General features: G+C 66.6%; 25 protein-coding genes. 12 read left to right on the top strand and 13 right to left on the bottom strand.

Annotation, left to right across the window (positions count from 1 at the left end; all coding sequences use genetic code 11):
- Positions 1-10: 10 nt before the first annotated feature.
- The gene (locus Y590_RS26080; RefSeq protein ID WP_286161818.1) at positions 11-1,534 is read right to left on the bottom strand and encodes an anti-phage dCTP deaminase; all 1,524 of its coding nucleotides are present in this window, start codon (positions 1,532-1,534) and stop codon (positions 11-13) included.
- Between the two features lie 61 nt (positions 1,535-1,595).
- Between Y590_RS26080 and Y590_RS26715 the strand changes: the two genes are divergently transcribed.
- On the top strand, positions 1,596-1,790 hold the full coding sequence (locus tag Y590_RS26715; RefSeq protein ID WP_144440048.1) for a hypothetical protein: 195 nt from the start codon (positions 1,596-1,598) through the stop codon (positions 1,788-1,790).
- Positions 1,791-1,866: 76 nt separating this feature from the next.
- Here the strand turns inward: Y590_RS26715 and Y590_RS23485 are convergent, their stop codons facing one another.
- Together Y590_RS23485 and Y590_RS23480 are read right to left on the bottom strand one after the other, a co-directional pair.
- The gene (locus tag Y590_RS23485) at positions 1,867-2,670 is read right to left on the bottom strand and encodes a class I SAM-dependent methyltransferase (RefSeq protein WP_060771970.1); all 804 of its coding nucleotides are present in this window, start codon (positions 2,668-2,670) and stop codon (positions 1,867-1,869) included.
- A complete protein-coding gene (locus Y590_RS23480) occupies positions 2,670-3,272 on the bottom strand; it encodes an LOG family protein (RefSeq protein ID WP_060771969.1) in 603 nt (200 codons plus the stop codon). The genes Y590_RS23485 and Y590_RS23480 overlap by 1 nt, the downstream gene beginning before the upstream one ends.
- A gap of 216 nt (positions 3,273-3,488) precedes the next feature.
- Between Y590_RS23480 and Y590_RS23475 the strand changes: the two genes are divergently transcribed.
- The 8 genes from Y590_RS23475 to Y590_RS23440 all read left to right on the top strand — a co-directional run bounded on the left by Y590_RS23475 (position 3,489) and on the right by Y590_RS23440 (position 13,085).
- Positions 3,489-5,039, top strand: coding sequence for a LysM peptidoglycan-binding domain-containing protein (locus Y590_RS23475; RefSeq protein WP_060771968.1), 1,551 nt, complete (start codon positions 3,489-3,491; stop codon positions 5,037-5,039).
- Between the two features lie 109 nt (positions 5,040-5,148).
- Positions 5,149-7,083 (top strand): ABCB family ABC transporter ATP-binding protein/permease, encoded by a 1,935-nt coding sequence (locus Y590_RS23470; RefSeq protein ID WP_060772434.1) that lies wholly within the window; start codon positions 5,149-5,151, stop codon positions 7,081-7,083.
- Between the two features lie 242 nt (positions 7,084-7,325).
- Complete coding sequence (locus Y590_RS23465) at positions 7,326-8,261, top strand: sensor domain-containing diguanylate cyclase (protein WP_060771967.1); 936 nt, start codon at positions 7,326-7,328, stop codon at positions 8,259-8,261.
- 20 nt (positions 8,262-8,281) lie between these two features.
- Complete coding sequence (locus Y590_RS23460) at positions 8,282-9,034, top strand: phosphatidylserine decarboxylase (RefSeq protein WP_256371252.1); 753 nt, start codon at positions 8,282-8,284, stop codon at positions 9,032-9,034.
- Between the two features lie 74 nt (positions 9,035-9,108).
- Positions 9,109-9,951: a CDP-alcohol phosphatidyltransferase family protein gene (locus tag Y590_RS23455; protein ID WP_060771965.1), complete on the top strand. Its 843-nt coding sequence runs from the start codon at positions 9,109-9,111 to the stop codon at positions 9,949-9,951.
- Positions 9,952-10,268: 317 nt separating this feature from the next.
- Positions 10,269-11,663, top strand: a complete 1,395-nt coding sequence (locus tag Y590_RS23450; protein ID WP_144440046.1) for a hypothetical protein — start codon at positions 10,269-10,271, stop codon at positions 11,661-11,663.
- The gene (locus tag Y590_RS23445) at positions 11,627-11,869 is read left to right on the top strand and encodes a hypothetical protein (RefSeq protein ID WP_060771963.1); all 243 of its coding nucleotides are present in this window, start codon (positions 11,627-11,629) and stop codon (positions 11,867-11,869) included. Before Y590_RS23450 ends, Y590_RS23445 begins: the two co-directional genes overlap by 37 nt.
- Positions 11,870-12,029: 160 nt before the next feature.
- Positions 12,030-13,085: an NAD(P)H-dependent flavin oxidoreductase gene (locus Y590_RS23440; protein WP_060772433.1), complete on the top strand. Its 1,056-nt coding sequence runs from the start codon at positions 12,030-12,032 to the stop codon at positions 13,083-13,085.
- 64 nt (positions 13,086-13,149) lie between these two features.
- On the opposite strand, the gene rpsD is transcribed toward Y590_RS23440, so the two are convergent.
- A complete protein-coding gene (gene rpsD / locus Y590_RS23435) occupies positions 13,150-13,767 on the bottom strand; it encodes a 30S ribosomal protein S4 (protein WP_060771962.1) in 618 nt (205 codons plus the stop codon).
- A gap of 287 nt (positions 13,768-14,054) precedes the next feature.
- Between rpsD and Y590_RS23430 the strand changes: the two genes are divergently transcribed.
- Complete coding sequence (locus Y590_RS23430) at positions 14,055-15,251, top strand: lytic murein transglycosylase (RefSeq protein WP_060771961.1); 1,197 nt, start codon at positions 14,055-14,057, stop codon at positions 15,249-15,251.
- Between the two features lie 82 nt (positions 15,252-15,333).
- Here the strand turns inward: Y590_RS23430 and Y590_RS26075 are convergent, their stop codons facing one another.
- The 5 genes from Y590_RS26075 to Y590_RS23405 form a co-directional block, all read right to left on the bottom strand.
- Positions 15,334-15,555 (bottom strand): hypothetical protein, encoded by a 222-nt coding sequence (locus Y590_RS26075; protein WP_144440045.1) that lies wholly within the window; start codon positions 15,553-15,555, stop codon positions 15,334-15,336.
- 540 nt (positions 15,556-16,095) lie between these two features.
- The gene (gene rplS / locus Y590_RS23420; protein ID WP_056198127.1) at positions 16,096-16,503 is read right to left on the bottom strand and encodes a 50S ribosomal protein L19; all 408 of its coding nucleotides are present in this window, start codon (positions 16,501-16,503) and stop codon (positions 16,096-16,098) included.
- 196 nt (positions 16,504-16,699) lie between these two features.
- A complete protein-coding gene (locus tag Y590_RS23415; protein WP_060771960.1) occupies positions 16,700-18,115 on the bottom strand; it encodes a L,D-transpeptidase family protein in 1,416 nt (471 codons plus the stop codon).
- 147 nt (positions 18,116-18,262) lie between these two features.
- Positions 18,263-18,976: a DUF1796 family putative cysteine peptidase gene (locus Y590_RS23410; protein WP_060771959.1), complete on the bottom strand. Its 714-nt coding sequence runs from the start codon at positions 18,974-18,976 to the stop codon at positions 18,263-18,265.
- Positions 18,973-19,926 carry an acetyl-CoA carboxylase carboxyltransferase subunit alpha gene (locus tag Y590_RS23405; RefSeq protein ID WP_201026803.1) on the bottom strand — a complete coding sequence of 318 codons (954 nt, stop codon included), beginning with the start codon at positions 19,924-19,926 and terminating at the stop codon, positions 18,973-18,975. Before Y590_RS23405 ends, Y590_RS23410 begins: the two co-directional genes overlap by 4 nt.
- A 214-nt stretch (positions 19,927-20,140) precedes the next feature.
- Here Y590_RS23405 and Y590_RS23400 point away from each other — a divergent pair, with 214 nt between their 5' ends.
- Positions 20,141-20,926, top strand: coding sequence for a 3-hydroxybutyrate dehydrogenase (locus Y590_RS23400; RefSeq protein WP_060771957.1), 786 nt, complete (start codon positions 20,141-20,143; stop codon positions 20,924-20,926).
- A gap of 154 nt (positions 20,927-21,080) precedes the next feature.
- Here Y590_RS23400 and Y590_RS23395 read toward each other — a convergent pair whose 3' ends face one another.
- From Y590_RS23395 to Y590_RS23385, 3 genes are all read right to left on the bottom strand, one after another.
- Positions 21,081-21,437 (bottom strand): CsbD family protein, encoded by a 357-nt coding sequence (locus tag Y590_RS23395; RefSeq protein ID WP_060771956.1) that lies wholly within the window; start codon positions 21,435-21,437, stop codon positions 21,081-21,083.
- A gap of 135 nt (positions 21,438-21,572) precedes the next feature.
- Positions 21,573-22,982, bottom strand: a complete 1,410-nt coding sequence (locus tag Y590_RS23390) for a malonyl-CoA decarboxylase (RefSeq protein ID WP_060771955.1) — start codon at positions 22,980-22,982, stop codon at positions 21,573-21,575.
- 191 nt (positions 22,983-23,173) lie between these two features.
- Positions 23,174-23,377, bottom strand: a complete 204-nt coding sequence (locus tag Y590_RS23385) for a hypothetical protein (protein WP_060771954.1) — start codon at positions 23,375-23,377, stop codon at positions 23,174-23,176.
- Between the two features lie 406 nt (positions 23,378-23,783).
- On the opposite strand from Y590_RS23385, the gene Y590_RS23380 reads away from it, so the two are divergent.
- Positions 23,784-24,968, top strand: coding sequence for an MFS transporter (locus Y590_RS23380; RefSeq protein ID WP_060771953.1), 1,185 nt, complete (start codon positions 23,784-23,786; stop codon positions 24,966-24,968).
- Here Y590_RS23380 and cobD read toward each other — a convergent pair.
- Positions 24,961-25,956 (bottom strand): threonine-phosphate decarboxylase CobD, encoded by a 996-nt coding sequence (gene cobD / locus Y590_RS23375; protein WP_060771952.1) that lies wholly within the window; start codon positions 25,954-25,956, stop codon positions 24,961-24,963. The genes Y590_RS23380 and cobD overlap by 8 nt on opposite strands.
- Positions 25,957-25,964 lie beyond the last annotated feature (8 nt).

Here is a 25,964-nt window from a genome sequence, read left to right as displayed (position 1 = left end):
TGTCCATAAATTACACGGAAAATACGTCGTCACCAAACAGCCCAGCCTCAATCCGGCTTTTGATGTATTCTCCAACGATGATTTCTTCAACTTCAACATAGAAAGGTGTCTTGACATCTAAATTAGGACGCGGATCTGCCTTTATCCAATCCTTGTATTGACCTGTTTCGTCGTCCTTTCGCTTTCCACGCTCAAATAGCTCTCTATATCTCCTAGGTGTAATGCCATAAAAATGCTCGAACCTTACGCAAGGGTAATATTGATATTTACCTCGATCAGCCCCCTCGATACTTATAGAATCTGTATGGAGATCCATTGCCAAGCTCTTTGGATACGGCTCAAGAAATATGACTGTCTCAATGCCAGCGGAAACAATATGCTTCGCGCACATGTGGCACGGAAATGCAGTTGAAAATAGAGTACCTGATTTTAGAGACCGCCCGAGACGAGCAGCATCCGTGATAGCGCACATTTCTGCATGGATGATTCGCCCATACTCCAAAGCATCCATAAACTGCGAGTCTTTAACAGAACTCTTGCCAATGTGGTCATCAGGATTGACCCCCATCGCATCAAATAGTCCCAGCAATATTTCGATCTTCCTTACTTCATTAGAATCCTGCTCACGTACATATTCTCGGTCATCTATTTCTTCATCAGACCAGTACGTACCACCACCCGCTTTTGGGACTTCATTGGACCCTATTGATATAATTTCACCTTGTTGTGAGAATATAGCTGCCCCGACCTGTCTCGATAAATCCAACGTCCTCAATGCGGCAGCCTTCGCAATAAACATTCCATATTCTATTTTATTTGGAGATATATTATTCCTCCCAAATAAAAGGTCGCAGAAGCGGTCAATCTGCCAAGAGCGCGACGGCTTACTAAGATCAAGATTGATAATTAAATCTGCATCGTGGAATATTTTTGATACTTTTTGGCCGTGCCCGACGGCCTGCTCATTTTCGTCGCGTTGAACAATTTTTTCGGCATCAGTTTTGAAATCATTGATATTGGAGCTGTGCTTTCCGTGAGCGAATTGCCTTGCCAAGTAATCGACTCGCGAGCCGCGACGTGAATAGACAGATACTTGAAAAAACAATCTACCATATACAGATCGAAATAAATCTATTTCTTCCTTCCTCTTGAATTGGTGCAGGATATATGCCTTCTGCGAATACAAGCCCTCACCGTCGGGCTTGGCTCTTTTGTTTCTCTGATATGTAATTCGACCGATGGTCAAAGCAGCAAGAAAAGAGTTGTCCGAAATTTTCTGTCGGATTTGATTGCCGTAATTAATGTAAGAGTCATATCTCTCAAAAACAGGCGCGGAACTAAGTGGCACTTCAGGAATTATATTCTTTGCAATAGGGGCGAATACATCAGTTACTTTTATCTCAATAACTTCGTATTTCAAGGCATTCAGAGCTCGGGATAAATCTTTAACACAAGCTTTAACATCCCCGCCGATTGGAGCAACAATTCCAAAAAATATTTCAGGATAGGGGATTTCGGGAATATTTGCGACCACGAGACTGTTCCGAATCGCTGAAAAATGGCAAGGTAATTACGAAGCCGATTAGAGGCGCGTCATGCCAAAAACTGCACCGATTCGCTCTGACCAACTTGTTAAGAATGACATAACCTCAGTTGATGAGCTGGTGCAAGCTAATCGTAATTATTATGCTGCCTGGAAGGCAAAATGGTCTGCACAAAAAAATCATGGGAAAGTTGAGTCCGCCAGCGATGCCTCGCCGCCGCTGAATTTCAGCAAGAAAGAAAGTTGATCCGAACACAGTTAAGGCGCCCGTGAAAAAGGGATGCGGAATAGTAGCATTCCTTTCAAAACACTAGCCGTCAACTTCATATACCAATTGCGTTAGCGAGCTTTCCACGCAACCCGCCACGATGGGCGTAGGAACGTCCGCTCAGGCGGCGCAAAGCCTCGGTCGTCGGCACGATCGGGTGCTCGGCATAGACCTGCGCGATCTCGGCGGCCGTGTTGGGCAGCCGCGAGAACTCCTCGATGATCGCGTCGTAGTTCGTCTTGAGCGTGCGCGAGGACGGATCGAGGCCGGTGACGATCACGAGGCCCGTGGGCGCGGCGTCCACGAGCATCACGTCGAGATCCGGCCGGTAGCGCTTCAGGATCGGCACGATCTTCCAGACGTCGCCGGTCCACCAGTTCTCGAACGGGGTGCCGCGCCCGCGAATGCCGGCCTGCATCGGGTCGCGGTCGGCCATCGGCTCAGCCACCGGCAGGCAGTCGTGCATCACGATGATCGAATCCCGCCGGCAGATCGCCTCCGTGTTGAAGAAATCCCGCAGCAGGAACTCGAACAGGTGCATGCCGTCGAGGAAGGCGAGATCGATCCGGCCGCCGACGTGACGGCGCAGGCTCAGGTTCGCGAAGAACACATCGCTCATCACCTGAAACAGCGAGACCCGGGCTTTGTTGGCCGCGATGTTGGTCTTGAGCTGGAACCCCGGATCGACGGCGATGCCATGACGGCAGGCGATGCCTGAAAAGATGTCGCCGAAGGCAACGCCGATTTCGAGGTACCGCTGGACGGCGGCATTGCGCGAGAGGCGGGCCAGCACCGTCCCGTAATGCTCGCCCTGGTGCTCGCCGGCGATGGTCTGGCCGGGCTCGATCGTGGCTGCCATCAGAAGCGCTTCTCGATCAGTTCATCCACCATCGGCGCCGGCTCGACCCGGGCCAAAACCTCGCGCAGCGTATCCACGACAAGGTCGGGATCCTCGCCGACGAGGTAGTTCAGATCGAGCCCCTCACGGATGAAGCCGTGGGCACGCATGTGGTCGATCAGGGTGATCAGCGGGTCCCAGAAGCCATTCACCGAGAGCAGCAGGATCGGCTTACGGTGCTGGCCGAGCTGGGCCCAGGTGAGCTGCTCGACCAGTTCCTCCAGCGTGCCGATGCCGCCGGGCAGGGCAACGAAGGCGTCGGCGTGGTCGAACATCAGCCGCTTGCGGGTGTGCATGTCGGAGACGACGATCGTCTCCTGCACCGCATCGAGCATCCGCTCGCGCGACTTCAGGAAATCCGGGATGATGCCGGTGACGTAGCCGCCCGCCTCGAGCGTCGCACTCGCGACGGCGCCCATCAGGCCGACATTGCCGCCACCATAGACGAGCTTGATCCCCTGACGGGCCAGCGCCGTGCCGAGCCGCTGGGCAGCGTCGGCGAAGGCCGGATCGCCGCCGAAGCCGGAACCGCAATAGACGCAGACGGAGGTGAGCGGCACCATCACGCGCCTCCCCGATCGCGACGGCGGGACACGGCCGGGCCTTTCTCCAAGCAACAGATTGCTGAGTTTGCCGAGGAAACGACGGCGCGGCCGTGTTCGAGCTTTGGTGTTCTTCTCATGTTCGTTAATATGTCACCGGATTTAGACGGGTTTTCGACACGCGGCGGCACATCGTGCGCATCCGCGGCGGCCCGTAGCGTACGGGAGTAGACGGCCATGACGGCTGAGGTTCGGCGAAGCATCGTCCTCGCGATTGCGGGCCTGCTCGGCGGCTTCGCCATGGTGGTCGCGTTGTTCGGGACCGGAGAGCTTCTCAAGCGCAACGCGGCGGTCAATCCTTCTGCCGAAACACCGGCCACGCCGGACAAGCCTTCGGCCGGGACGCAGATCGGCGACCGGGCGGGTAAGGCGCCCTCGACGGACTCCTCTCATGCCGCCCTCGGAGCCCTCTCGCAAGAGGGGATCGGGCAAGAGGGGATCGGGCAGCGAGAGCCGACCGCGGCCGATGCGAGGCCGCGCGCGGATGATGGCACGCCGACCTTCGACATCGTGCGCGTCGAACCCGACGGAGCGAGCGTGATCGCCGGGCGCGCAGCACCGAATAGTCGCATCGAGCTGCTGCGCGACGGGCAACCCTTCGCCAGCGCTCAGGCCGACGCCTCCGGGCAGTTCGCCCTGACGCCGCCGGACCTGCCGCCGGGCTCGAGCGACATCGCCCTGCGCGCCACGGGCGCCGACGGAAAGCCGCTGCCGGGGCGCGAGAGCGTGACCGTCGTGGTGGCCGAGACGCGCAACACCAAGCCGCTGATCGCCCTGACGGCCCCGGACGCGCCGACGCGGGTTCTGTCTCAACCCGGCGCGCCTGACGCCTCCGGCAAGGCGCCGGCCACGGTTGCCGCCGAAGCGCCCGGCCGCGCCGGGCCCGAGTCGAGAGCAGCCGAGGGAACGCGAGAAGCCGGCAAGGCGGCCTCCGAGGCGGGCGCTCTTCGCATCGTCAGCGTGGATGCGCAAGAGGGCGGGCGCCTGCACGTCACCGGCCAGACGACGGCGTGGAGCAGCCTGCGCCTCTACCTCAACGATACCATGGTCGCCTCGGGACAATCCGGAGCCGACGGGCGGGTGGCGTTCACGATCGGGCGCGGGGTGAAGCCGGGCGCCTACCGCATCCGCGTCGATTCCGTCGATTCGGGGGGCGGCAAGGTCAAGGCTCGCGCCGAAGTCGCCTTCGCCTATCCCGACAGCGTGTCGCCGACGCGCTCCGCCGACAACAGCCCGGCCGAGAAAACAGCACCGGCTGCGACGGGCAAGCCTGCTGCGACGGCGCCGCCTGCGCCGAAGCTCAAATCCGGGGAAGTGGGGGCCGCGCCGAGCCCCACGGCTCCCCCGCCCAGGGCAAGCAGCGCGGCGGGGACCGGGCCGGAGCGTCCGGCTGCGTCCGGCACCGCGTCGCTGGCTGCATCGGCACCGACGCCGGGTGCGGATGGCAAAGCCGCCGCGCTCTCGCCGCGCCGTCCGGACGGCACCGAGGGGGGTGCTGTGTTCGTGCCGGAAGTCGCCACCGCCCGGATCACGCGCGGTGACAGCCTGTGGCAGATCAGCCGGCGCATCTATGGCCGCGGCAACCGCTACACCGTGATCTACGACGCCAATCAAGACCAGATCCGCGACCCGAACCGGATCTATCCCGGCCAGATGTTCGTGCTGCCGAAGAACGAGTCCACGCCGAGCGCGCCGTCCGCCAGAAGCGGCTTGGACCGCCGGACCTGACGGAACGCGCGGAGGTCCGAGGCGCGAACAGGATGCGCGATCCGGTGCGAGCGCCTATATGCGCCTCGCGACGGCCGCCTGGCGCCGAAAGATCTCTTCGAACCTCATCATGGCAAATGCACCCGTGCCGGCGGGGGAGGGCGCGTCCGCGCCCCTCGAACGCCCTGGCCTCCTGACGACCTATCGCCGGCTCTGGCCCTATCTCTGGCCACACGGCCGGATCGATCTTCAGCGCCGGGTCTTCCTCGCCTTCGGCCTCCTGTTCGTTGCCAAGGCGGCGACGATGGTGATGCCCTTCACCTTCAAATGGGCCACCGACGCGCTGGTCGCGGCGATCGGCTCCAAGGACGGCACCGGAGAGGCCGCCGCGGCTGCCGTGCCGGCCGGGCTCCTGTCGGCTCCCTTCCTCCTGATCGCCCTCTATGGTCTGTCGCGGATCGCCATGGCCGGGCTGACGCAGGTCCGCGACGGGCTGTTCGCCAAGGTCGCGATGCACGCCGTGCGCAAGCTCGCGCTCCAGACCTTCGAGCACATGCATCGCCTGTCCCTGCGCTTCCACCTGGAGCGCAAGACCGGCGGCCTCACCCGTGTGCTGGAACGCGGCCGCTCCGGCATCGAGGAATTGTCGCGCCTGATGGTGCTGACGCTGGTGCCGACCATCGTCGAGCTGGTCCTCGTGCTCGGCATCCTCGCCTACGAGTTCGACTGGCTCTACTCGGCGGTCGTGGCGGCGATGATCGCGAGCTATCTCGGCTTCACCTGGAAGGCGACCGAGTGGCGCATCGGCATCCGCCGCCGGATGAACAACTCGGACACCGAAGCCAACACCAAGGCGGTCGATTCACTGCTGAACTTCGAGACGGTGAAGTATTTCGGCGCGGAAGCGCGCGAGACCGACCGCTACGACGCGTCGATGAAGCGCTACGAGAAGGCCTCGACGCAAACCTACGTCTCCCTCGCCGTGCTCAATGCCGGCCAGGCGGTGATCTTCACCCTCGGCATGACGGCGGTGATGCTCCTGGCCGCCCGCGACATCATGGCGGGCAACACCACCATCGGCGGCTTCGTGCTCGTCAACACGATGCTGATTCAGCTCTCGATGCCCCTGAACTTCATGGGCATGATCTACCGCGAGATCAAACAGGCGCTGATCGACATCGACGACATGTTCCTGATCCTCCACCGCAACCCGGAGATCGCCGACCGCGCGGGCGCGCCCCCGCTGAAGGTCGAGGCCGGCACGGTGCGCTTCGAGGACGTGCGCTTCGCCTACATCCCGGAGCGGCCGATCCTGCGCGGGGTCTCGTTCGAGGTGCCGGCCGGGAAGACCGTGGCCATCGTCGGCCCCTCGGGGGCGGGCAAATCCACGCTGTCGCGCCTCCTCTTCCGCTTCTACGAGCCGGGGGCCGGCCGCATCACCATCGACGGCCAGGACATCACCGCCGTCCGCCAGGATTCGCTGCGCGCGGCGATCGGCATGGTCCCGCAGGACACGGTGCTGTTCAACGACACGATCGGCTACAACATCCGCTACGGCCGCTGGGACGCGACCGAGGCCGAAGTGCGTGAGGCCGCCCGCCTCGCCCAGATCGACCGCTTCATCGAGAGCCTGCCGGAGGGCTACGACACGCCGGTGGGCGAGCGCGGGCTGAAGCTCTCGGGCGGCGAGAAACAGCGCGTCGCGATCGCCCGCACCATCCTCAAAGGTCCGCCGATCCTCGTGCTCGACGAGGCCACCTCGGCGCTCGACTCGTTCACCGAGCGCGAGATCCAGACGGCCCTCGACCGAGTCAGCCAGGGCCGCACCACCTTGGTCATCGCGCACCGCCTGTCGACGGTCATCAACGCCGACGAGATTCTCGTGCTGGACAAGGGCCGCGTGGTCGAGCGAGGCAATCACGCCGAACTGCTCGCCCGCGGGGGCGTCTATGCCGCGCTCTGGAACCGCCAGCGCGAGGCGGATGCCGCCCGCGAGGCGCTCAAGCGGGCCGAGGACGAGCGCCTGCTGCTGGAAGAGGCGCGGCGCTCGGAGCCGGTTGCCTGAGTGTCGCTCACGAAACGCCCGACGCGCCGCCGTCCCCAGAGGTCAAACGATCGGTGGTCGGGCGTTTTGTGAGGTCCTTCAGGGCGATCCGGCCCAGCCTTTACCTTGCGGAAAGCCGTATTTGCGAAAGATATCAGTACACTCAACCGTCACGAGGCCTCACGATTCGCGCAACCGACGATAGGCACCCGGATCTGCCGCGAGCGCGATCGGGCGAGAGCGCCGAACTCGAGCGCCTGCGGATGCAGTTGCGCATCCAGGCGGCGATCATCAGCGCGCAGCGGGCGGCCCTGACGCGGGCCGAGGCACCGTTCGAACCAGCCCTGCGGGTCGCCGGTATGGGATTATGGACCTGCAGCCTGCCGGACGAGCGGCTGACCTGGAGCGACGGCGTCTACGACCTGTTCGGCCTGCCCCGCGGCCTCGCGATCGGGCGACCCGGAACGCTCGCTCTCTATACCGACGCGTCGCGGCGCCGGCTGACGGCTTTGCGCGATCGGGCGATCGCGGAGGCAGGGGGGTTCAGCCTCGATGCGGAACTCTTGCCAGCCGGTGGCGGGCACCGCTGGATCCGCATCACCGCCACGGTCGAGAGTCGGAACGGCCGGCCGATGCGGCTCTACGGGCTGAAGCAGGATATCACGGAGGAGCGCCGCCGACTTGAGGAAATGCGTCTCCAAGCCGAGACCGATGCGCTGACGGGTCTTGCCAACCGCGCCTGCTTCGACGCCCGCCTGCGGGACCCTCTGAGCGCGTTGATCCTGATCGACCTCGACGACTTCAAGGCGATCAACGATACCCACGGGCATCCGGCCGGCGACCGCTGCCTTCGCGAAGCCGCCCGGCGAATCAGCCTGACCTGCCCGCGCGCCGAGCTCGTGGCGCGCATCGGCGGCGACGAGTTCGCCGTGATTCTCGACGCCGACGCGACCGAGGCCGCGGCCTACGCCGAACGGCTCGTCGACGTTCTCGGTCGCCCGTTCGACCATGGCGGGCGGCGCTACCGGCTCGGCGCCTCTGTCGGTGCGGCGCTGTGCCGAGACGTGCAGGACCCGTTCGCGCTGGCGGATACCGCCCTCTACGCCGCCAAGGCGGAGGGACGGCGCACCTATCGCCTGTTCGACGCGGGCTGCCTTGCCGCGGCATCCCGGGCCGGGGGTCCGCCACCGGGCGGTTGACGGATGCCGAGGCCCCTGCCATCCGGCAGCGGAGCGCCCCGCGCGAAAAGCTTCAAGAGACCATGACCGACCTCATCGAGACGATCCGCCGGACGCTCGTGCCGATCCACAAGGAGGGCTACCCCTTCATCCTGATCGGCATCGTGCTGACCGTGGTGCTCGGCTACTTCTCACAGTTCTTCGGCTGGATCTTCCTGATCCTGACGCTCTGGGTCTGCTACTTCTTCCGCGATCCCGAGCGGGTGGTGCCGGTCGGCGACGGCCTCATCGTCTCCCCCGCGGACGGGCGCGTGAACCTGATCTCGACCGTGCTGCCGCCGGCCGAACTCGACCTCTCGCACGAGCCGATGCTGCGGATCTCGGTGTTCATGAACGTGTTCGACTGCCACGTGAACCGCGTGCCGGTCTCCGGCAAGATCGGGCAGATCCACTACACCCCGGGCCTGTTCCTCAACGCCGAGCTCGACAAGGCGAGCGAGGACAACGAGCGCAACGGCCTCGTCATGGAGACGACGCATCGCGGCCAGCCGGTGCGCATCGGCGTGGTGCAGATCGCCGGCCTCGTGGCCCGGCGCATCGTCGGTTTCGTGTCGGCCGGCGAGTCCCGCCAAGTCGGCGAGCGCTTCGGCCTCATCCGCTTCGGCTCGCGGGTCGATGTCTACCTGCCGGTCGGCACCCGCGTGCTTGTCGGCCTCGGCCAGAAGGCGGTGGCCGGCGAGACCGTGCTGGCCGACCTCGGCGGCGGCTCGGAGCGGGCCTTCCGCCGCATCTGATCTCTGTGCAGAAGAGCGACATGGCGAGAAGCGACGAGCCGAAAGACACGTCGAGAGACGAGTCGAGCGACGACATGGACGATCTGTTCCCGCCCTTCGCGCCGGACCCGAACGATCGGCCGCGCCGGTTCCGGCCGGTGCCGTTCCGGATGATCGCGCCGAACATGATCACCCTGCTCGCGCTCTGCCTCGGGCTGACCGCGATCCGGCTGGCCTTCGAGGGCCGGTTCGAGCCGGCGGTGATCGCGGTGATCGTCGCCGCCGTCCTCGACGGGATCGACGGCCGCGTCGCGCGCCTGCTCAAGGGCACGTCGCGCTTCGGCGCCGAACTCGATTCGCTCGCCGACTTCGTCAATTTCGGCTGTGCCCCGGCGCTGATCCTCTACAGCTTCACCCTGCACAACCTGAAATCGGTCGGCTGGATCGTGGCCCTGGTCTTCGCCATCGCCATGTGCCTGCGGCTCGCGCGCTTCAACGCGATGCTCGACGATCCCAACCGCCCCGAGTGGAAGAAGGACTACTTCGTCGGCATGCCGGCGCCGGCCGGCGCGATCACGGGCATGCTGCCACTCTACCTGCACTTCCTCGGCCTCGACTTCAGTGCCTGGGGCAGGCCGGTGATCCTGGTCTACGTGCTCGCCATCGCACTCCTCGTCGTCTCCACCGTGCCGACCTTCTCGGGCAAGACCTGGGGCAAGCGCGTGCCGCGCGACCTCGTGGTGCCGATCTTCCTCGTGGTCGTGGTCGGCTTCGGCCTCCTCATCAGCTTCCCGTTCGAGGCGATGGCGGCGGTGAGCGTGGCCTATCTCGCGATGATCCCCTTCGGCACCGCCCAGTACCGCAAGCGGGTGCGACAGGAGGGTGCGAACGCGGCCTCCGTCGAGGCGACGGAACGCCCGGCCGCTCCCAAGGCGTAGCGCATCGCAAGAGCCGATCCCTTCGCCGATCCCTGGCCGGATGAGGTGACGGCAAGGCAGCCTCGTGCCGACATCGAATGCCGGGCGCGGTCGAAGCCGACAGGCCCCGGCCCTTGTCATCGAACAGGCTGCCGGTGTGCTCTCGCACCGCCAGACGGCTTGCTTTGGTCGATCAGGCTCAAAGCCTGCATTTTGTCACAGGCATGCCCGGAGAAACTGTATTCGGCGGCGTAAACCGCTCGTAAAAACCGAGGGGTGATGCGCAGGCACGCCGATTCTGCTGCGACGCGGGGTGCCGGATGTCGTCGGAACCGATCGTGGAGCACTTCCGCCACATCCTGCTCTGGCCCCTGCAACTCGTACCGACCGGCAAAGAGCCGATAGCCCGCCATTGGCAGAAGCTCGGACCGCCCTGGCACCATCTCGAGGACAAGTTCCCGAGCGATTGCCGGTTGTTTCAGGAGCGCCATTACCGCGAGTTCGTCTCGTTCCTCCCACACGTCCAGCATTTCCTCTACGGCGAGGCGCATCAGCGCGAGGCCGGCCGGGGCTACGGCGTGTCACCGATCCATGTCGTGCGCCGCGACGACGTGAAAGCCGCCCGCGTCACGCTCGGCGAGGGGGGGCCGACGATCGAATTCGATGTCGTTCACATCGACCTGTATTTTTTCCACGACCTGGACGTGGCCCTACTCGGCGTCGAGCTCGCGGCCGATCGTCTCCCACTCGCGACCGCGCAGGATCTCATGTTCCGCATCGGCCGCACCTTTCCGTCCGGCTGGGACGATCAGGGGCGACCGCTCCATTGCCTGACGCGCATGGAATGGCTCGGAGCCGGCAGCGTCGTTCTCGCCGCCTCCGACTTCGAGGATCGCGACCGCTACGTCACCGCCGTCTGCCGCAACCGCTCGGCCCGGGTTGCGGCCCATTGGAATTTCCTGCTCGCACCGATGGTGCCCCACCACTCGGAGGTCGCCGGGGCACTCCGCTACCGGCACCTGGAGGACTACCGGATCCCCGGCATGGGCTTCCTCGCCCTGCCCGATCCCTCGACGATCACGCGCACCGACTATGTCCGCCTCGGCCTCAATACCGGGCCGGGGCACGCGAACGAGCTTCCCTATTCCGACGCGTATCTGGCGCATTTCGAGAACGAGTATTGTCACGACCGGTTCTATGACCCGGGGCGCGGCGGCGCGTCGGGCATGCGGCTGACCTGCAGCGGGTGGGGTCTGACGATGGTAACCGGTGTCTCCCCCGCCTCGGTCGATCCCGAGCGCGGACTGCTCGGCGAATTCCGGCACCGTTATTTCCAGCTGTTTCTCATCGCCCGGTTCCACAAGGCCGCGCTCTTGATGATGGCCGATCGGCTGGCCGTCTCGGTGAATGCCCTCGACATCACCGACCGTCGCAGCGTCGGGCGCTTCGCGCAGGATATGCGACTTTCGATGGAGAGAGATTCCTGCGCTTCAACCACCGCTACTGGTTCCACCAAGCCTCGAACCAGACGCAGTCGAGCGAGATTTTCTCGCTGCTCACGGGCAAGCTCGGCACGGAGCGTCTCTACGAGGACCTCCGGCAGTCTCTGGGGGCGATGTCGGCCTATCTCGACAGCGAGTCGCTGCGGCGGCAATCACGGTTCTTTCTCAAACTCACCGTCGTCACGATCTGCTTCATGGTGGGCGCGATCACCGCAACCGTGCTGGGCATGAACGTGCTCGATTTCGCGCACGCGACACGCCTCGAAAAGCTGGCCGCCGTCATCGTCGTGTTTGCAGGGGTGTTGCTGCTCACGACCTATACGGTCGTGAAATCGCGGCGTCTGGCGAACTTCGTCGATGCCCTCTCGGACGAGCGCATGCCTCTGCGGGCGAAGGCGCTGTCGTTCATCGAGATCTGGCGCAGGGCAGAGCGCTGATGATCTGCGCGACCTGTCCGCGGATGGGTCACGCTTCTGGATGGCACGCCGAGATGGGCAAGGACGGTGCCGTGAGCGTTGACGAGGTTGGGGCGGCGGCGTGACGGCGGCGGGCCTTGGCCTCATGATCCGTGCCGCCACCGGAATCGGGATGATCGCAATGACGGGAACGAGGGAGTTCGTGCAGCGGCTCGGGATCGGCGTCCCGATCATCCAGGCGCCGATGGTGGGCCCGAAGGCGCCGCTCGCGGTCGCGGTCAGTGCGGCCGGCGGTCTGGGATCGCTTGCCTGCGCCGCGCTGACACCCGAACAGATCCGCAGCGAGATCGCCGCGATCCGCCGTGAGACGGGCGCGCCGTTCAATCTGAACTTCTTCTGCCACACGCCATCGGCGCCCGATCCGACCCGGGAGGCGGCGTGGCGCGCAGCCCTCGTCCCCTACTACGAAGAATTCGGGCTCGACCCGGCGGCGCCCGTGACGATGGCGAACCGCGCGCCATTCGATGCGGCGATGGCGGATGTCGTCTGCGACCTGCGCCCGGCCGTCGTCAGTTTCCACTTCGGGCTGCCGGCGGAGCCGCTGCTGCGGCGGGTGCGGGACGCCGGCTGCCTGATCCTGTCCTCGGCCACCACCGTGCGTGAGGCGCGCTGGCTCGCCGAGCGCGGGGTCGATGCGGTGATCGCGCAAGGCGCGGAGGCCGGCGGTCACCGCGGGATGTTCCTCACCGACGCGGCCGCCTCGCAGATCGGCACCATCGCCCTCGTGCCGCAGATCGTGGACGCCGTGGATGTGCCGGTGATCGCAGCGGGCGGCATCGGTGATCCCCGCGGCGTCGCGGCGGCCTTCGCCCTCGGCGCCAGGGCCGTGCAGGTCGGCACCGCCTATCTGCGCTGTCCCGAGGCCGGCATTTCCGCGCCCTATCGTGCGGCGCTGGCGACGGCTCGCGACGAGGACACGGCGCTCACCAACGTGCCGACCGGGCGCCCGGCCCGCGGCCTGCTCACCCGTGCCGTGCGCGAGCTCGGACCCGTCAGCCCGCTCGCTCCGGCCTTTCCCGGCGCGGCGGTGGCGCTCCAGCCCCTGCGCATGGCTGCGGAGGCGGCGGGTTCGGGCGAGTTCTCGCCGCTCTGGTCCGGGCAGGCGGTCGGTCTCTCGCGGGAACAGCCGGCGGCTGAACTGACTCGCCTGCTGGCGAGCGGCGTGCCGCAGCAATAGGCCGAAACGAGAAAGGGCCGCCCTGAGGGGCGGCCCTTCCGGATTTCGAGACGATCTCGAAAAATCAGCGCGAGTAGAACTCGATGACGAGGTTCGGTTCCATCTGCACGGGGTAGGGCACCTCGGTGAGGCCCGGGATCCGGGTGACGCGGGCGGTCATCTTGTGATGATCGACCTCGATGTAGTCCGGCACGTCGCGCTCGGCGAGCTGCGAAGCCACGACCACGATCTCGAGCTGGCGGGAGGCTTCCTTCACCTCGATCACGTCGCCGGCCTTGACCTGGTAGCTCGGGATGTTGACCCGGCGGCCGTTGACCTTGATGTGCCCGTGGTTGACGAACTGGCGCGCCGCGAACGGGGTCGCCACGAACTTCGAACGGTAGACCACGGCGTCGAGGCGGCGCTCGAGCAGGCCGATCAGGTTCTCACCGGAATCGCCGCGCAGGCGGATCGCCTCGGCGTAGTAGCGGCGGAACTGCTTCTCGGTGATGTTGCCGTAGTAGCCCTTGAGCTTCTGCTTGGCGCGCAGCTGCGTGCCGAAGTCGCTCATCTTGCCCTTACGGCGCTGGCCGTGCTGGCCGGGGCCGTATTCACGGCGGTTCACGGGGCTCTTCGGGCGGCCCCAGATGTTCTGGCCCATGCGGCGATCGAGCTTGTGCTTCGCCTGGATGCGTTTTGACATCGCTGTTCCTCTGGAACAAATTTTTGAGGAACGCGCCCTCCTCTCCCTCTTCGCCGGAGCGGTGAGGGCGACAGGGCGGCTGTTACCGCCCACGGGTGCGCATGAAATGCGACGGGGCCCCAAACCGGAGCCCCGAACACGAGCGGGTGCCTAGACGAGAACGCCGGCACGGTCAATGCCGCGCCCCGTGCCGTGACTCCGTCGCACCCCGGTCCTCACCTTTCGTTAACCCTCGTATCGCCTGAATCGCGCGAGAGACTCCCCGAACTCTGACGGAGCGCCGACCCATGCCGACGCCAGCCACCCGCGCCAGCCTGATCGGGCTTGCCCTTGCCAGCGGCCTTCTCGCCGGCCCCGCGCGAGCCGACTTCCAATCCTGCCTTGCCGGCATCCAGGCGCAGGCCGCCGGGGCCGGCGTCTCGGCCCAGACCTTCCGCGCCGCGACGGCCAACATCGCCTACGACGACAAGGTGATCGAGCTGTCCCAGGCGCAGCCGGAATTCAAGACGCCGATCTGGGACTACATGTCGGCGCTGGTCGACGAAGAGCGGGTCGAGGACGGGCGCGCGGCCATGCGCCAGCATGCCCAGGCGTTGGCGAACGCGGAGGCACGCTACGGCGTCGATCGTCACACCATCGCCGCGGTGTGGGGCGTCGAGTCCAATTTCGGCAAGAACCTCGGCAAGATGCCGCTGGTGCAGTCCCTCGCCACGCTCGCCTGTTCGAGCAACCGCCGTCGCGACTTCTTCCGCAGCGAACTGATCGCGACGCTGAAGATCATCGAGCGCGGTGACATCGAGGCCTCGCGGCTGACCGGCTCCTGGGCCGGCGCCTTCGGCCAGACGCAGTTCATGCCGACCACCTACCAGCGTCTCGCCGTGGACGGCGACGGCGACGGGCGGCGCGACGTGGTCGATTCGGTGGCCGACGCGGTCGCCTCCACCGCCAACTTCCTGCGCGTCGCCAAGTGGTCGAACGGGCAGCCCTGGGGCTACGAGGTGCGGCTGCCGCGCGGCTTCAACGTCGCCGCTGCGGGCCGCAAGAACAAGCACGCCGTCGGCCATTGGGCCTCGCTCGGCGTCACCCGCGTCGATGGCAAGGCGCTGACGGGGGAGGGGCCCGCCGGCATCATCGCGCCGGCCGGCATCAATGGCCCGGCCTTCCTCGTGACGAAGAACTTCGACGCGATCTATTCCTACAACGCCGCCGAGTCCTACGGGCTGGCCATCGCCGTCCTCTCGGACCGCCTGCGGGGCCGCCCCGGCGTCCAGGCCGACTGGCCGACCGACGATCCGCCGCTCTCGCGTGCCGAGCGCCGCGACCTCCAGACCCGCCTGACCGCCCGCGGCTACGATGTCGGCGAGCCGGACGGGAAGGTCGGCTCCAAGACCCGCGAGGCGATCAAAGAGATCGAGCGCCAACTCGGCATGCCGGCCACCGGGCGACCGGGCGGAAAGGTGCTGGAGGCGTTGCGGCGGGGGTAACGGCACCCCGGCGCGCCGGATCGTCGGCTTTGGCCGCGCGAACGATCCGGCGTCAATCCGGGAAGAACCGTTCTCGCATCGTTCAGACAAACCCTTCGGCCTGAGCGAGAGCCCAATCGGCTTCCTCGGCCGAGGGTGCTCCGGCCATGTCATCGGCGCGGATGCGAACGTCCTGAAGTCGATTGAAAGCGCGACCGAACGCGGCATCGCCTCGACCGCTCTGGATCAGCGCTTGGCCGAAGGCGGCAATCACTCCGGCCTGCGTCTTGATCGCCATCCCGCCGCGAAGATGACTGGTCGCCATCAACGAAGCTCACGCGACGTCAAACATGGCGTGATAGGCCCGGCTGAAACTGCCTTCGGTATCGCCGACTTCGAGAAGGAGCCGAGCCGCCGGCGCTCGCTCGGCCTCGCCGATGAAGGCTTTGGCGATGGCGCCATTCGCGCTCCCACAGCGGCACGGCCTGAACGAGCAGCCCGGTTTCCATCAGAATGTCGAAGGCGATCTCGCCCGAGATACGGCTGCGCTCGGCGTCGCTGTCAGCGTGATACGTTCCTCGGGCTCGGCTTCCGAACGGGAAGACCTCGCGGGTGGGGTAATGCCCCCGATCCGCGTGAGAACAGCGCGCAGGCCGCGCTCCGTCGCATCGTCCGGAAACGGCGATCGACAAGCGTCCGTGCTCGGCTCCGGATCGGAGATCGACCTGTGATGGACGCCACACCGGCTGCCCGTACCAGTTCTCTCCATAGGTGCATGGAAACACAAAACAAAAAACCCGCCCCGATCTTCTCGGGACGGGCGCATCGGTAAAAGCGGCCCCGTAGGACCACTCTTAGAGGGAATTTACTCCGCGGCAGTCGCGGCAGCGGCCTTCTGGGCCTTGGCGGCCTTCTCGGAGCGGTCCGAACGCTCGACGATACGGGCCGACTTACCGCGGCGGTCGCGCAGGTAGTAGAGCTTGGCGCGACGGACCTTACCGCGGCGGACCACCTTGATCGAATCGATCATCGGGGAGTGCACGGGGAAGACGCGCTCCACGCCCTCGCCGTAGGAGATCTTGCGGACGGTGAAGCTCTCGTTGAGCCCGCCGCCGTTCCGGGCGATGCAGACGCCCTCATAGGCCTGGACGCGGGTACGCTCGCCTTCCTTGACGCGGACGTTGACGATGACCGTGTCGCCCGGCTCGAAATCCGGAATGGTCTTGGCGAGGCGGGCAACTTCTTCCCGCTCAAGCTGCTCGATGATGTTCATGAAAGGCTCCGGCCGTTAGCGCCCGTCCGGTAAAGTCCGGGCGTCAGGATTTCGGCATCCTGTTGTGAGTTGGGCGGGGCTGTACAGGATGCCCGCCGCTTTGTCGATGGGGATCGTGCCCGGCTGCCGCGATCACCCGAGCGGGAGCGTCAGGATACGATCACGCTCCCGGTCGCCGGCGATCCCTCGCAGGCGATCAGTTCCGCAGGGAACCGGTGGTCGTGACCGCGGCCTGCGGCTTCGCCTTAGGGGCCTCGGACTTGTGTGTCTCGGGCTTGTGTGTCTCGGGCTTGGGGACCTCGGCGGACTTCTCGTCCTTGCCGGGCTTCTTGCCCAGGACCTTGCTGAAGGCGCTCACATCGCCGTCCGCGTCGGCCACGGTGACGCGGGGCGGCTTGGCTGAGCCGGGCTTGGCGTGACCCGCTTTGCTCTCAGCCGCTTTGGCCGGCTCCTGCACGGCGACCACCGTCGTTGGCTTCGCCGGTTCCTTGGCCTGCTCCTTACGGGCGGCGGCGGCCTTGGTCGGGCCGGGGGCGTCGGCGGCGGCGATCAGGACGGGCTTGCCCTTGGCATCGACCTCGAACTCGTTCGGTCCGAGCGCGAGGCTCTCCGGCCGGCTGACGTCACCGAGGTGATAGCGGCCGTATTCCTTGGCCGTGTAGGCGAGCTCCTTCTCCTTCTCCTTTTCCTTCTCGTTCTCGATCAGGCTGGCGAAGGTCGGCCCTTCCGGCTTCTGGGGGCGGAAGACCGGGTTCTGTCCGCCGTCGTCGTAGACGACGCGGGTCGCGGGCGTGCCCTTGGCGATCAGTTCGGCAACCTCGTGGCTGTCCCGGTCGCGCTTCTCGGCGACCAGCGGATCGACCCGCGGCGTGCAGTTGCCCGCCGCCACGTCGGCCCCGCCGAACACGTATTTGGTGCCGCACGCCGCGACCCGCGGCTCCTCCTTGAGGGTCTCGAAATAATCCGAGCCCTCCTTGAGGTTCTTCCAGAACGGCGCGTTGGGGTCGTTGCGGAACTTGGCGATGTTCGAGGCCGTCATCCGGAAGGGGTAGGATTGGAACTGGAAGGCGCGCTGGCCGCCGTTGAAGGCCTCGCGGGCGATGGCGTAGATCTCCGACATCGAGGCGTCGGTCATCGCGAAACAGCCCGACGACGAGCAGGTGCCGTGCACCATGATGTAGTTGCCGGTGCCGCCCTTGGCCCGGTCGATGGCGTTGGGGTAGCCGACATCGAAGGAGAGGTAGTAGCTGGAGTTCGGGTTCATCTGCCCCGGCGTGATCGCATAGAACCCTTCCGGCGCCTGCCGGTCGCCCTGCTTCAGCTTGGGGCCGAGCTGGCCCGACCAGCGGCAGATCGGGAAGGTCTTGAGCAGCGCGTACTGGCCGTTGGCGCCGCGCTTCCACACCTCCATCTCCGCTTCCTTCTTGAAGGCGCGGATCAGGATCGGGTCGGTCTGGCTCATGCCCTTGGTCTGCATGAGTGCGAGCGTCTGCGGGGGAATCGGTGTCAGGCTGCGGGTCGAAGCGCCGCCGAGCATGGCGCTGTCCTGGCAGGCACCGAGGGTCATCGCCAGAGCGACGGCAGCAGCCGCCACAAACGGACGCACAGCCATGGGGAACCCGTCCTTACGTGTCCTCGCCCGCAGGGCAATTCCTGCCCTTTTGCGGACGTCACTCCCCGAACCCTATAGCCTCGCTAAGCTTACCCAGAACTTACCGCAAGGCAGCAATCCACATTGTGGACAGGCGTTGCAAATCCGTCACGGTTCCGCGGGAAATGGGCTGTGCTCCCGCATGACACCCTTCACGAAGGCGTCATCGGCGGAATCGGCGAAGCGGACACCGACCGATGGCGAACGAACCTCGATCCGGAGCCAGTCGAGATGGGGCTCCTGCGCGAGCACGCTCACCGTCCGGCTCTCTCCTTGGTGCAACTGGAGCATCAAGAGGTGATTGTCGGCACCCCGCGCCGTCAGCGCGTCGCGGATCGCCCGAACCGTCGCCGCCTCGGTGGGAAGGGCGGTCATCAGGTAGAAGCGGTTGCGGGCACCGGGCCGGTCCAGGGCCGCACGCAGCCGCCGCACGCCGGCTTGCAGGAAGCCGTAATCCTCGTCGCTGGCCGCCGGGTCGTGGTGGTTGAACACGAACGGAATCGCGTACCGATCCCGATAGAGGAGATGGCGGCAACGCGTCTCGTTCGGCGCCTGCCGCTCATGCAGGGGCGTGCTCTCGTAGTGGCGCCGGTCGAGCAGATCGGAAAAGTCGTCGGCGAGACAATCCCGGACCATTCCCGGCGAGGAGAAGATCCAGTCGAAGGGCGCCGACCATGTGCGCAGGTCGAGCCCCTTCAGGATCTGCGCGGTATGGCAGTGGCTGCCGAGCGAGATGTGGTTGACGGCACCGGGCTCGCGGAGGTCGCGCCGGCCGAGGCGGCGCAGGCCGTTCAGCAGGCCCGCGCCGAGCCCCCGTTTCACAGCTTGCGGCCGATCTCGAGAAACTTCTGCGCGCGCCGGTCGCGGACCTCGTCCCGGCTCAGGCCTTCGAACTCGGCCAGCGCCCGGGCGATGGCGTCACCGGTCGCGTCGAGCGCCGCCTGGCGGTCGCGGTGGGCGCCGCCGGTCGCTTCGGGCACGATGGAATCGATGATGCCGAGGCGCAGCAGATCCTGCGCGGTGATCTTCATGGCGGTGGCAGCGTCATGCGCGCGGCCCTGGTCGCGCCACAGGATCGAGGCGGCGCCCTCCGGCGAGATCACGCTGTAGATGGCGTGTTCCAACATCATCACCGTGTTGGCGGTGGCGATGGCGATGGCGCCGCCCGAGCCGCCTTCGCCGATGACGACGGCGACGTTCGGCACGCCGAGCGCGAGGCAGGCTTCCGTCGAGCGGGCGATCGCTTCGGCTTGGCCGCGCTCCTCGGCCTCGATGCCGGGGAAGGCGCCTGCGGTGTCGACGAAGGCGAGGACCGGCAGGCCGAACCGGTCGGCGGTCTCCATCAGGCGCACGGCCTTGCGGTAGCCCTCCGGCCGGGCCATCCCGAAATTGTGCCGCAGCCGCGCCTCGGTGGTCGCGCCCTTCTCCTGGCCGAGGACGCAGACCGGGCGGCCGCGGAAGCGCCCGAATCCGCCGAAGATCGCCTCGTCCTCGCCGAAGGTGCGGTCACCGGCCAGCGGCGTGAACTCCTCGATCAGCCCGGCGCAGTAATCGACGAAGTGCGGCCGCTGCGGATGGCGCGCGACCTGCGTCTTCTGCCACGGCGTGAGCGCGGCATAGATCTCGGCGAGCGCCTGGGCCGCCTTGCCCTCCAGGCGCCCGACCTCTTCGCTGATCGCGACCGCGCCGTCGCGCTGGCCCAGGGCCTTGAGTTCCTCGAGCTTCGCCTCGAGTTCCGCCACGGGCTTCTCGAAGTCGAGATAGGAGCGCATCACCGCCATCGATCGTCGGTCCAACTTTTTGCTCGGCAGCCGTGCACACGCCCGGCGCCCTGCGACCGGCGCGAGGTGTTCAGGGAAGCGGGCATAGGTGTCAACCGCCGCTTAGCGTCAGCGCGTGCGGCGCAGCAAGATCGACTTCGCCGAACCATTGGGGCAAGTCGTGGGGCGTGAGGGTCCGCGCGGCCCGTGAAGCGGAGGGCATTTCATGAGCCTGCAAGGGAAATCCGCCGTCGTCACCGGCTCGACGAGCGGCATCGGCCTCGCCATCGCCAAGAGCTTCGCTAAGGACGGCGCGAACATCGTCCTCAACGGCTTCGGCAAGCCCGAGGAGATCGAGCGCACGCGAACCGGCATCGAGAGCGAGTTCGGCGTGAAGGCGGTCTACTCGCCCGCCGACCTCACCAAGCCCGACGAGATCGGCGGGCTGATCGCACTCTCGGTCGAGACGTTCGGCGGCATCGACATCCTCGTGAACAATGCGGGCATCCAGTACGTCTCGCCGATCGAGGACTTTCCGGTCGAGAAGTGGGACCAGATCATCGCGCTCAATCTCAGCTCGGCCTTTCACACCCTGCGCGCGGCCGTGCCGCACATGAAGGCGAAAGGCTGGGGCCGGGTCATCAATACGGCCTCGGCGCACTCGATGGTCGCCTCGCCCTACAAGTCGGCCTATGTCGCGGCCAAGCACGGCGTCGTCGGCCTCACCAAGACGGCGGCGCTCGAGCTTGCCACCCACGGAATCACCGTCAACTGCATCTCACCGGGCTATGTCTGGACCCCGCTGGTGGAAAGCCAGATCCCGGACACGATGAAGGCGCGCGGGCTCACCAAGGAGCAGGTGATCGAGGACGTTCTGCTCAAGGCGCAGCCGACCAAGGAATTCGTGACGATCGATCAGGTGGCCGCGCTCGCCCTGTTCCTGTGCACGGACAGCGCCAGCCAGATCACCGGCGCCAACATCGCGATGGATGGCGGGTGGACGGCGCAGTAGCACCGACGAACGGGAGAGCGCGGCGCGAGAGCATCGTCCCGAAAGGTGGTTGCCGGCTTTCGGAAAAAGATGATGCAAAAGCGAGAGCCTCGATCATCGTCCTGGATCAGGTGTCCAGGACGATGATCGAGCGCCGCGCTCCGACCTGTTTCGCTCAGCGGCGCGAATGCAGCAGCAGGGCGAGGCCGTAGCCGACCGCGCCGGCGATCAGGAGAGCAAGGAACGGGTTCTCCCCAACCTGCGTCTCGACCCGCTCGCGCCCATCGCGCAGATACGTGCCGCCGTTACGGCTGACGCGGTCATAGGCGTCCTCCGCATAGCCGCCGACATCGTCGGCGATGTCGCGCACGGTGTCCTTGGCCTGCCCGTAGATGCGCTGCGCGCGGCCCTCGGCTTCCCGGTAACGGCCTTCCAGCGAATCCCGGTCCGAGCCGAGCGCATCGCCCACCACGCCTTGCGCCCGCCCGCCGAGATCCTTCGCGGTGCCGACGATGCGATCCGTATCAACCATGGCGGAACTCCTGCTTTTGTCAGGCCCGCCGCCTTGAGAGTTCGGGCGGGCATCGGACAGGAGAACGTTCGAGGAAGGAATCGGTCCCGCGCCGCAGCGAAAAAGCGGCGTCCCTCGTCCCGCTGAGGAAACGACTCAGCCCGCCTCCGCCAGCACCACCGCCCGCGGCGGCGGCAGGTTGGAGCGCAGCTCGCGGCTGACCGCCGAGGAGGTCGCGACGGTGCCGAGATTGACGTAGGTCTCGTGGTTCTTCTCGATCGCCGACAGGTCGTAGAGGTAGTTCACCATCAGCCCGTAGGACTGACGCAGGCCCTTCTTCGAGGTGTCGCCGAGGAAATTCATCCGCTCCAGCCGCGCGCCGTTGCCGAGATGGAAGCGGGCCACCGGATCGAGCGGGCGGCCCTTCTCGTTCTTGGCGCGCAGGAAATAGGCGGCCGCCGCGGGCAGCATGGCGCGCCGCACCGCCTCGCACTTCGTCTTGTCGCTGCGCCAATCTTCGGTATCGAGCAGGCGCAGCGCCTCCACATCCTCCCGCGTCAGGCCTTGCGGCGCGTCGGCGCCACGCTCCCGGTCGAGCCAAGTGCGGAAGCCGGGCACGGGCGAGAGGGTGACGAAGGTCTTCAGCGAGGGAATCTCACGGGCGAGATCCTCGACCACCTGCTTGATGAGGAAGTTTCCGAAGGTGACGCCGGCCAAACCCTTCTGGCAGTTCGAGATCGAGTAGAAGATCGCGGTCGTGGCGCTCCGCGCGGGCACCGGTTCGCGCCCGTCGGCCAGGATCGGCTGGATCGCCGGGGCGATGGCGTTGGTGAGCGCCACCTCGACGAAAATCAGCGGCTCGTCGAGCAGGGCCGGGTGGAAGAAGGCGAAGCAGCGCCGGTCCGTCGGCTGGATGCGGCGGCGCAACTCGTCCCAATCGGCGATCTCGTGGACCGCCTCATAGCGGATGATCTTCTCGAGGATGTCGGCCGGCGTCGACCAATCGATCGGGCGCAGAACGAGGAAGCCCCGGTTGAACCAAGAGGCGAACAGGTGCTCGAAATCGCTATCGAGGCTCACCGCCGCGTCGATCGTCTCCGGGGCGGCTTCCCGATCCTTCAGGCGCTTGCGTAGCGTGAACAGATCCTCGCGCATCCGCACCAGCGCCAGGGTGCCACCGCGGGCGAGATTGAGCCGCCGGATCAGTTCCTGAGAGCGCGGCTCGGCCGCCACGTGCAACAGACCGAGTCGGGCCCGCGTCGGGTCAGCACGGTAAGCGGCGATGGCCGCGTCGACCGCATCATGGTCGGCGCCGAATTCGGTGGCGATGAGTTCGAGGAAGGCGAGCCGGTCCTCAAGGGGAAAGGCGGCGTAGCGATCGAGGATCAAGCGGGCGAGCGCGACGCCCGAGGCTTCGCCGCGACGGGAGATCAAGTCTTCGCAGAATCGGGTCAGGTCGGCCGCGCTCGCCGTCCGCGCCAGATCGGAGCGGGCCAAGCCGATGAGATCCCGGCCCCGGTCGCTGATGGTCTGGATGAGATCGCCGAGGAACGAGATCGCCGCCATGACCGAACAAGCCCTTGGATCCGCCGAGCCGACGCAGACAAGGCTCGGCCGTTACCGGAACCTAGAGCCTACGCCGCCTCGGCGCCAGATATGGGAAGCATGCGGGGGCTCCGCCGGGAACACCATTCCCCTGAGCGAATCGCGTTGCGCCGGCAGGCCATGGTCGACCGAGGCCGACCCGTCGGCCGCCCTTAGAACTGCGCTTCCGCATGCGGCGCGAGATCCACCGTATCGGCGCGCTCGCGCCAGTCGTTCACACCGCGTGAGCGGGCAAAGCGGATCTCCGCGGCCTTCAGGGCGCGCTCCGGATCGCGCGCGCGAGAAATCTCGACGAAGCCGACCGTGAAGGGCACTCCGAGGATCTGCTTCGCGAAGTGGACGCGGTAATTCGGCATACACGACTCCTCATCTTGAAGCGGCGGCCGGCCACCCGGGGAAAATGTGCGCCATCACGCGCCCATCTGTAAATGGTTGCCCGGCCAAGCTGCTGCAAAGGCTGTGTGTTTTTCTTACAATTGTTCATATAGGCCGTCTTTTGAGGGATGCTACCATCACGCGTCGGTATGTCCTCGGCACGACGTCCGCTCCGCATTCGACCTTGGCGAGGGTACGGTCTTCGACCGTGCGTTTCGGCAGGCCGTCGGAGCGAAACCGGACATTCTGCCGCGCGACGGCTACGCCTCGTTGTGTCGTCAGGGCTGGCGGTTCGGCTGCGGCCTGCCGTATGGGGCGGTCCATGCCGTTTGTCCTGCCCCTCGATGCCTCTCCGTCCCAGCCCTCCGAGATGCGGGCAGCGCACCGATGAGCCGTGAAGCGGGCGGCGACCGCGCCTTATCCCCCACGACGCGCGTCGGGCTCACCCTGATTGCGGGTGGGGCCGTCGCCAACATCTACTACAATCAGCCTCTCCTCGCGGTCCTCGTTGCCGAGTTCGGCGAGCGGGCGGCCCTGCTCGTGCCTACGGCCAGCCTCGTCGGCTACGGCCTGGGCATCCTGTTCCTCGTGCCCCTCGGCGATGCCCTGCCGCGGCGTGACCTCATCGTGTGGCAGTTGCTGGGGCTGGCGGTCGCCCTGGTCGTCGCCGCGCTCAGCCCGAATCTCACCGTGCTCGCGACGGCCAGCCTCGTCATCGGCGTACTCGCCTGCGCCGCGCAGCAGGCGGTGCCCTTCGCCGCCGAGCTTGCGCCCGATGCGAGCCGGGGACGGATCGTCGGCGGCGTCATGACCGGCCTGCTCTCCGGCATCCTGCTCGCCCGCACCGCGAGCGGCTTCGTCGGCGCGCAGTTCGGCTGGCGCGCGGTGTTCTTCGCCGCAGCCGGCCTCGCTGTCGCCATGGCGGGGGTCGCGTGGCGCACGCTGCCGCGCAGCGCACCGAAGCAGCGCCTGCGTTATCGCGCGCTGATGATCTCGCTGCTGCATCTCGTGCGCAGCCAGCCGATCTTGCGCAACGCCAGCCTGTCCCAGGCCCTGCTGTTTGCCAGCTTCAACGCGTTCTGGGCGACGCTGGCCCTCCTCGTCGAGGCGCCGCCCTTCGATCTCACCGCGGCAGGCGCGGGCTTGTTCGGCGTCATCGGCGTCGCAGGCGCGCTGATCGCTCCCTATTCCGGCCGCTACAGCGACCGGCGCGGCGCCCGGCCGGTGGTGATCGTCGGCAGCGCCCTGGTCGCGGCGGCCTTCGCGGTGCTGGCGCTGGCCGGTGAGGTGTCGCTCCTCGCCATCGCGGCAGGCGTGCTGCTCCTCGACATCGGCATCAACGGCGCGCTGATCGCCAACCAGACCCGCGCCTACGCCCTCGCGCCGGGCGCCCGCGGGCGCGTCAACACCGTGCTGTTCACCGCCGTCTTCATCGGTGGGGCGGCCGGCGCCTTCCTCGGCTCGCGCGCCTTCCTCCTCGCGGGCTGGCCCGGCGTCTGCGCCGTCGGCGGCGCCTTCGCGCTCGCCGCGTTGGCCGTCTCTTGGCTGGGCGGCCGATCCCAGCCTACTTGAGCACCCGCGAGAGGCGGCACCACGCCACCTTGTCCGGGGGCAGGCCGAAGCGCAGCCGCTCCGGCGCTTCGACAAAGCGCCGCAGGTAGATCCCGGCCTCGCCGAGTGCCCGGAACAGGCCGGGCCCGTCCGGGAAATCCGCCGTACGGAACAGGGCCGTCCCGCCGACGATTCGTCCGCCGGCCCGCCCGATCATCCGGTCGAGGCGGCCTGCGTCTTTCGCCCGGGCGGCGGCGGCTTCGCGGCGCCACGCGGCATCCGGCAGCGCCGCGCAGCCTGCGGCGATGGCGGGGCCCGAGACCGCCCACGGACCGAGGGCGGATTCGATGCGCCGCGCCAGCGCCGGCTCGGTGAGCGCGAAGCCGAGCCGGAGGCCCGCGAGTCCGTAGGTCTTGCCGAACGAGCGCAGGATCACGAGGCCGGGCCCCGGCCGCGCGGCCTCCACGGGTTCCAGATCGGCGAAGGCCTGATCGAGCACGACGAGACCTCCCCCGGCGACGCGCGCCAGCGCCTCAGCCGAGAGCACGCGCCCGTCGGGATTGTTGGGGCTGACCGCCACCACGACCTCAGCCCCCTCGACCTCGCGCGCGTCGGTCACCATCCGCACCGTATGGCCGGAGCGGGTCCAGGCGGCGGCGTGCTCGGCATAGGTCGGGCCGACCACCGCGACGCGGGAGGGCGGCAGGAGCCGCGGCAGGGTCTCGATCAGGATCTGCGTGCCGGGCGCGGCGACGACATGGTCCGGACCCGGCGCGCCGTAGGCCGCCACTGCCGCGGATTTGAGCCGGGCAAGGTCGGCGGGGGAGGGCAGGCGGTAAAGGGCACTGGCTATGAGGGGCGGCAGCGGATAGGGCACCGGGTTGATACCGGTGGAAAGGTCGATCCACGGCTCGGGCGCCCCCGGAAACAGCCGGCGGGCCGCGTCGAGATCGCCGCCATGCGCAATCCCGTCGCGCGAACCGTCCGTCAGCACCTCGCGTCCGCCCATCCCGCCCT

It is taken from the genome of Methylobacterium sp. AMS5 (assembly GCF_001542815.1).
Taxonomy (GTDB): domain Bacteria; phylum Pseudomonadota; class Alphaproteobacteria; order Rhizobiales; family Beijerinckiaceae; genus Methylobacterium.
The sequence above is the reverse complement of the archived record's forward strand: the minus strand, read 5'-3'. Positions and strand labels throughout refer to the sequence as shown.